7 protein-coding genes are annotated in these 7504 nt (G+C 48.4%); 1 reads left to right on the top strand and 6 read right to left on the bottom strand.

Annotated elements, in window-relative coordinates; all coding sequences use genetic code 11:
* Positions 1 to 258: hypothetical protein (locus GAP13_RS12055; RefSeq protein WP_158908559.1), on the bottom strand; the 258-nt coding region annotated here is incomplete at its 3' end.
* Positions 259 to 552: 294 nt separating this feature from the next.
* Here GAP13_RS12055 and GAP13_RS12050 point away from each other — a divergent pair.
* On the top strand, positions 553 to 1809 hold the full coding sequence (locus GAP13_RS12050) for an MFS transporter (protein ID WP_158908558.1): 1257 nt from the start codon (positions 553 to 555) through the stop codon (positions 1807 to 1809).
* Here the strand turns inward: GAP13_RS12050 and tnpA are convergent.
* From tnpA to chvE, 5 genes are all read right to left on the bottom strand, one after another.
* Complete coding sequence (gene tnpA, locus GAP13_RS13345; protein ID WP_371710029.1) at positions 1729 to 2124, bottom strand: IS200/IS605 family transposase; 396 nt, start codon at positions 2122 to 2124, stop codon at positions 1729 to 1731. The two genes, GAP13_RS12050 and tnpA, sit on opposite strands and share 81 nt — an antisense overlap.
* 133 nt (positions 2125 to 2257) lie before the next feature.
* On the bottom strand, positions 2258 to 3430 hold the full coding sequence (locus tag GAP13_RS12040) for a Gfo/Idh/MocA family protein (RefSeq protein WP_186338848.1): 1173 nt from the start codon (positions 3428 to 3430) through the stop codon (positions 2258 to 2260).
* A gap of 26 nt (positions 3431 to 3456) precedes the next feature.
* Positions 3457 to 4629: a multiple monosaccharide ABC transporter permease gene (mmsB, locus tag GAP13_RS12035; RefSeq protein ID WP_158908556.1), complete on the bottom strand. Its 1173-nt coding sequence runs from the start codon at positions 4627 to 4629 to the stop codon at positions 3457 to 3459.
* Positions 4616 to 6169: a multiple monosaccharide ABC transporter ATP-binding protein gene (gene mmsA, locus GAP13_RS12030; RefSeq protein ID WP_503473385.1), complete on the bottom strand. Its 1554-nt coding sequence runs from the start codon at positions 6167 to 6169 to the stop codon at positions 4616 to 4618. Before mmsA ends, mmsB begins: the two co-directional genes overlap by 14 nt.
* A gap of 106 nt (positions 6170 to 6275) precedes the next feature.
* Entirely contained in the window at positions 6276 to 7331 is a 1056-nt protein-coding gene (chvE, locus tag GAP13_RS12025; protein ID WP_158908555.1) for a multiple monosaccharide ABC transporter substrate-binding protein, read from the bottom strand.
* Positions 7332 to 7504: the final 173 nt, after the last annotated feature.

The following is a 7504-nucleotide window of genomic DNA, read 5'->3' as shown; positions in this document are numbered from 1 at the left end:
CTTGGCAGTCTTTGCAAAAGCGAGCCTGAGCTCATCCTCGAACCAACGGGCAAAAGGCGTTGGCAGCTGCGTGTCCGTATACGTAAAACTGCCAAGCCCCACTTGCGCCGACGGCATATAGTGATTGTCGAGCATATGGTCGAGAATTGAAGGCAAGTCGGCCAGTGTAGGTTCTTGCGGCTGTGCAAAAGCGATGCTCGCGCACATCACCAAGAAAAAAGCTGCCAGCAATCGCCCCAAAGCTTTCTTCTTTCTCATCGCGGCTCCTCTACCAATGGAATGCTCTAATATTTGTGTTACATACAGCATTCTACTACATACAGCGTGAGCGCGGTAGAGAATAACGCCAAAGGGGCTGACCCAGCCTGAGTTCCGCTCGAGTTGACCAACGTGGCGGGCCCTGCCGATGAAAAGTTAAAAAAGGGGTCAGACCCCTTTTTTAAACTATTGCAAGCCAAGCACAAACTCTATATGCTCATAACTACAGCCCGGGCCAGGGATTTGCAGTTGCATTTGCGGGCTGTAATCGTCGATATTGCCACTACATAGAAAATGAGCATAAAAGACCGCCTCCCAGCACTTGCTTCGCGCGATTACCGACTTTGGTTTGTAGGGCAAGGAATATCGGTAATCGGCACCTGGCTGCAAAATACCGGCCAAGCATGGCTCGTCCTGAAACTGACCAACTCGCCGCTCAAGCTCGGCATTCTGACCAGCGTGCAGTATCTTCCCTCGCTCCTCCTATCTCTTTTTATCGGTCCGATCCTGGACCGCTACCCAAAACGAAGCATACTTTTATGGACGCAGAGTCTTTTCGCATTTTCCGCGGCGCTACTGGCAGCGATTGTATTCAGCGGACGCGAGCAATATTGGCATGTTCTTGCTATAGCGGCATTTACAGGTCTTGTGACAGCCGTCGACTGGCCCGCGCGGCAGTCCTTTGTGTCCGAGCAGGTCGAGGACAAGGACGCTGTGGTGAACGCCATCGCGCTCAACAGCACAATTTTCAATATCGCACGTGTCATTGGTCCTGCGATTGGCGGGGCGCTCATTGCCGCCATTGGTATACCATGGACGTTTGCGCTCAATGCGCTGAGCTATCTAGCCGTCATAGCGAGCCTGTGGGCAATGCGTTCAGGCAGAGTCGCATACGCACCCAAATCAGGTCACTACCGAAGCGACATCAGAGAAGGGCTGGCATACATAAAAAAGCGAAAAAGCATAGGCCTCTTGCTTGCAATAGTTGGCGTAATCACAACATTTCTGCTGAATTTCAACATTCTCATACCAAGCTATGCCAAGTTGACACTGGGGCTTGGAGCAGACCGCTATGGCATTCTCATGTCCGCCATGGGAGTCGGCGCTATGCTCGCGGGAATACTAATGGCTCTTGGCGGACGTGCACTCCAACCAAAACCAGGGTTCATTTTCGGGGCTGGCTTTATTTTGTCGATTGCCATGATCCTGATCGGATTGCAGCGGAATTTCATCATTTCTGCGATATTGCTGGCCGCATGCGGCTTTGGGATGTCCTCGTTCGCCACAATGTGCAATACATCCGTGCAGATACAGTCTTCATCTGCCATGCGAGGCAGAGTCATGGCCGCTTATAACCTTGTATTTGTTGGCTCAACGCCCCTTGGTTCGCTCTACACCGGCCAAATATCGGACATGCTCGGATCGGATGCGGGCTTTCTTGTCAGCGGCATTATCGGCCTGCTGTTCTTGCTAAGCATGCGGCTTTTCGTAACGCCAAAGGCGTTCATGGACATCAAGTCGTTTGCGCAGCTGAAAGATTCTGAAGGATAGATGAGCGGCGCAAGAGCTGCTAGGAGTAGCGCTGGTATGCGGCCAATTGTACAAAATGAGGGATAGGGGAGAATACTGTTGGGCCTGTAGAGGAGTCAACAACCAACCACCAAAGTTTGATTTCGATACCCTCGGTGGTATGGTCACCACCATATGCACATGGTCTTTTATTACATTTAGTTCGAGTAATTCTACGTTTTTCCATTCGCATGTTGCCCATATCTTTTCTTCTGCTATTTTTGCAATTTCTCTTTCGAGAATCCGATACCTATATTTCGGCGTCCATATAATATGATAACTACATTGGTGCACCACATGGGCAAATTTTTTTCCATTTGGCCATAGCCCTATTGTATGCCGGTTCCATCTTAAGGCATAGCCAGTCAGCACATGACCACCGCCAAAGGATGTGGATTCCTAAACTCAATAAAAATTCAGGCTCCTTTATTCAGAATTCGACCCACACAGCGCCCTTTTTCGAGCTTTCGACGCATTTATTGATAAACCGCACGCCAAGCGCGCCATCCTCTGCTGTCGGGAAATCGAGTTCCTCAGGAGAAGGCTTATCGCCGACCTTGATTTTAGCAAGCGCAGAAATATAGGTCTTGTAAATATTTGCAAAGGCTTCGAAGTAGCCTTCGGGGTGGCCGGACGGAATGCGAGAATACGATTGGGCATGGGGATAGAATGCATCGCGCCCGCGCGAGAGCACCCTTGTCGGTTCGCCAAGTTTCGATACTACAAGATAGTTCGGGTTTTCCTGGGACCACTGGAGAGTTCCCTTCGTTCCAAAAATCCTGAATCTGAGGCCATTATCGTAGCCGATCGCGATCTGGCTGGCCCAGTACAAGCCTTTTGCGCCGCCCTCATATTCAACCATAATCGTCGCATTGTCATCGAGCGGTCGGCCTTCGATAAAGGTATCGAGGCGCGCGCAGAGCGCTTTGATTTTGAGGCCTGTCACATAGGAGACCATGTTTTCGACGTGGCTCCCGATGTCGCCCACGCAGTTCGATTTGCCGGCAAGCGCGGGATTCGTCCGCCATGAAGCTTGCTTGGACCCTTCTCTCTCGGAAGGTGTCGCAAGCCATTCTTGGGGATATTCGGCGTTGACGAATCGAATTTCGCCTATATCGCCGCGCTGGACCATCTCGCGCGCCTGTTTGACAGCCGGATACCCGGTGTACGTGTAGGTCACGCCGAAAAGAAGCCCTTTCTTTTTCGCAAGTTCTCCGAGCTCACGGGCTTCGGCTTCTTCGAACGTGAGCGGCTTGTCGCACACAACGCTGATGCCGGCATTCAGAAATACCTTGGCCACAGGGTAATGCAGGGCATTCGGCGTTACGATCGATACAAAGTCGATGCCATCGGGCCGGGCCGCTTCCTTTTCGGCCATTTCGGCCCAGGTCGCATAGAGGCGATCTCTGGAGAGCCCGAGATTCGCTCCTGTTTCTAACGTGTTGTCATAATTCTGGGAGAAACTGCCTGCTACCAGCTCTGCGAGCCCATCCAGAGCAATCGCGCGGCGATGGACATCACCAATGAACGCACCCTTGCCGCCGCCAACCATGCCATAGCGCAATTTTCTTGCTGTTTGCATTCCAGTGCTTCCTTCTATCATAGCTGCCTCCCCCCTTTGTGCATAATCTATCTGCTCTTCTTTTTGGACAACACATCAAATGCCACAGCAAAAAGAAGAACCAATCCCTTGACGATCTGTTGCACATCGCTGCCGATGCCGAGAATCGACATGCCATTGTTCAGAACGCCCATTACCAATGCGCCGATGATGGAACCAATTATCGTACCAATTCCACCATACGCTGAAGCGCCTCCAATAAAACATGCCGCGATCGCATCAAGTTCAAAGTTGAGGCCCGACTGCGGCGAAGCAGCATTTAGCCGGGCTGTATAGGCAATACCTGCGACAGCAGCGAGCACTCCCATATTCACATAGGCAAAAAACAGGACTTTATTGGTATTGATACCCGAAAGGCGTGCAGCTTTTTCATTGCCGCCCATGAAATAGAGATATCTTCCGGGCACTGTGCGATTTGTAAAAAATGAATACGCTAAAATCAGAACGCCAATTATGACAAAAATAACTGGCAGGCCCTTATAAGCAGCGAGCCAAATCGAGAACAGCATGATAAAAGCTGAAATTAGTATTATCTGCAACAAAAAAAGAGGAAAGGACATAATATCGAATCCGTTCCTGCGCTGCGAGGCGCGGCGTTTTACTTGATAGATAATATAGATCACAGTTCCTACTATGCCGGTCAATATTGCTGTAGAATGATATTTACCAAAAGCTCCCTTGGCCAAATCTGGCAGGAAACCTGAACTTATTTTTTGGAAAACTTCAGGAAAAGGATTGATCGTCAGTCCCTTGAGCATGAAAATGGTCAGTCCCCTGAAAAGCAGCATGCCTGCAAGTGTGACGATGAATGCCGGAATCCTTATATATGCAATCCAGAAGCCTTGCCATACCCCGATAATAAAACCGATCGCTATCGCCAGGAAAAGCGCAATACCTACATTTACTTTCATTGTAATAATCAAAGTGCCGCAGATTGCTCCTATAAAAGCCACCACCGAGCCGACCGACAAATCTATGTTGCCGCCCGTGAGGATGGTTATAGTCATTCCTATTGCCAGTATGAACACATAGGCGTTCTGGAGAATCAGATTCGTCACATTCATCGGTACCAGCAGAATGCCATTCGTCATGATCTGGAAGAATATGGTTATAAAGATTAGCGCAATAAGCATCCCGTACTGCCGGATGTTATTCTTGAAAAAATACTTAATATTCTCCATTGGTATTTCCTCCGATGCTCTGCATGATACATTTCATGATGCCTTCCTGCGTAGCTTCCGATTTCGGGAATTCCCCGACTATCTTCCCGTTGCTCATTACATAAATCCGGTCGCATATGCCCAAAATTTCCGGGAGTTCGGAAGATATGAATATGATTGATTTGCCTTCATCAGCCAACTGATTGATAATAGTATATATTTCAAATTTTGCGCCAACATCTATTCCGCGAGTCGGTTCATCGAGAATGAGAACATCAGGTTCAGCGAAAATCCATCTGCTCAACACTACTTTTTGCTGGTTCCCGCCAGACAAATCCCCCGCTTTCTGGTAGATATTCAAGGAACGTATATTCAACTTTTTTCTGTACAATTCAGATACTTTGATTTCCTCTTCATTGTCTATGACAAAATGAGAAGATATCTTGCCAAGTGCCGCGATTGTAATATTCTGCCTCAAATCTCCTATGAGATTGAGCCCTGCCGTTTTTCTGTCCTCTGTTGTGTAGGCAATTTTATGGTCAATGGCCTGTCGCACTGTTTTGATATGCAATTCTTTCCCGTCTTTTATCAAATTGCCACTGATATGAAGCCCATATGATCGACCGAAAACAGACATTGCAAGTTCAGTGCGCCCTGCTCCCATGAGGCCTGCAATGCCGACAATTTCTCCTTGACGAACCGTAATTTGAGCATTCTTTATAATCTGTCGATCGGGATTCAGGGGGCTAAAGACACTCCAGTCTTTTATTTCAAAAGATACTTTCCCTATTTTGGGAACGCGTTTGGGAAAACGGTCAACAAGTTCTCTTCCGACCATTCCTTTGATGATCCTGTCTTCATTGATGACATCTTTATCTTTTTCAAGAGTCTCGATCGCTTCGCCATCTCTAATGATTGTAATGGAATCGGCTACCTGTGATATTTCATTCAGTTTGTGAGAAATAAGGATAGATGTAAGACCTTTTTTCTTCAGATTTAGAAGAAGATTCAGAAGATGCTCCGAATCATCCTCATTCAGCGAAGCAGTCGGCTCATCGAGGATGAGAAGTCTGACCTTTTTCGATAGCGCTTTGGCTATTTCGACAAGCTGCTGCTTGCCAACACTGATATCCTTGATTGCCACATGGGGATTTTCCTTGAGCCCGACGAGTTCCAGAAGTTCTTTGGCATCGCTGTAGGTCTTGTCCCAGTTGATTATGCTCCTGCGCGCGCGTTCATTCCCCAGGAAAATATTCTCTCCTATGGACAGATATGGAGACAGGGCGAGTTCCTGATGAATGATGCTTATACCGATTTTTTCGCTGTCGCGCACATCCCGGAATATGCGTTCCTTGTTTTCGAATATTATCTGTCCAGTGTATGTGCCGTGAGGATAAACGCCGCTCAGAATATTCATGAGGGTCGATTTCCCCGCGCCATTTTCCCCTACGACTGCGTGAATTTCTCCCTGTTTTATCGCCAGGGAGACATTTTTCAGCGCGGTTACGCCCGGAAATTGCTTTGTGATGTTCTTCATCTCGAGAATGAAATTGCTTTCCAAGGGGTACCCCTCCGTACATTTTGATTCCCGTGCCAATACAAGAAGATTGGCTCCCGGAACATTTTTCGGAGGCCAATCTTCATTTTGCTGATATTACAGGTGCTGCTTATTGTATATCAGATTCCTTGTAATATCCGCTGTCAATAAGGATTTTTTTGTAATTGCTCTTGTCGGCGAATACTGGAGTGCAAAGATACGATGGCACAACCTTCACTCCGTTATTGTAGGTCTTCGTATCATTAACGGGTACCGTTCTGCCGGACATGATGGCATCGACCATATCGACAACCTGGGCTGCTAGGTCACGGGTATCCTTGAATACTGACATCGACTGCTGACCACTGATAATGGCTTTGACGTTCGGCTTGTCGCAGTCCTGGCCTGTCAGTATCGGATATGGTTTGCTCGCGGTTCCATATCCATTGTTTTTAAGCGAGGCGATAATGCCAATCGCAATGCTGTCATTCGGAGAAAGAACAACATCGAGTTTCTTGTTCTGGGCATAATTAGCGGTGATGAGGTTGTCCATTCTTGCTTGGGCTTTTCCTGAATCCCAGCTCTGAATTGCGATTGTAGTGAAATTTTTCTGGCCGCTCGGAACGACAAGTTTGCCTGAATCGATGTAGGGCTGCAGAACGCTCATCGCACCATTGAAGAAAAAGAGGGCGTTATTGTCATCCGGAGAACCGGCAAAAAGCTCGATATTGTAAGGACCTTTGCCTTGTTTAAGACCAAGTGTCGACTCGATATAGCTGCCCTGAATCTGGCCGACCTTGAAATTGTCAAAGGTTGCGTAATAATCGACATTCGGCGTGTTCATTATGAGCCGGTCATAGGCGATCACCTGTACATTGAGGCTTTTTGCTTCTTTGAGCACATCCGACAGAACCGAGCCGTCGATCGAGGCGATCACCAGCACTTTCGCGCCCTGTGTGATCATGTTTTCCAGTTGCTGCAGCTGCGTGTTGACATCATTGTTCGCATACTGGAGCACAACTTTGTAGCCTTTTGCTTCGAGTTTGGCTTTCAGATTGGCACCGTCCTGATTCCATCGCTGCAGGGACTGGGTCGGCATCGCGACACCGACCAGAACATTCTTCTGCGCGAATGAATAGGAAACGACCATCATAAGCGCCAGAACCACCAGAACAAACCTTTTCATGGTTTCTCCTCCTTGGCCATGCTCCCGCATGGCGTTTGTATCCGCTAATAAAGCCCTGGCATACACCAGTGCGATATGCTTTTATTCACTCCACCTCCAGCACATACTGCATGATGAGGTTTTCGAGGCGCTCCTGCTTGCCGGAGGTGCGCCCGACATCAGGGCCGGCCGGC

The organism is Rectinema subterraneum (assembly GCA_009768935.1).
Taxonomy (GTDB): Bacteria; Spirochaetota; Spirochaetia; order Treponematales; family Rectinemataceae; genus Rectinema; species Rectinema subterraneum.
This window is presented reverse-complemented; position numbering and strand designations above follow the sequence as displayed.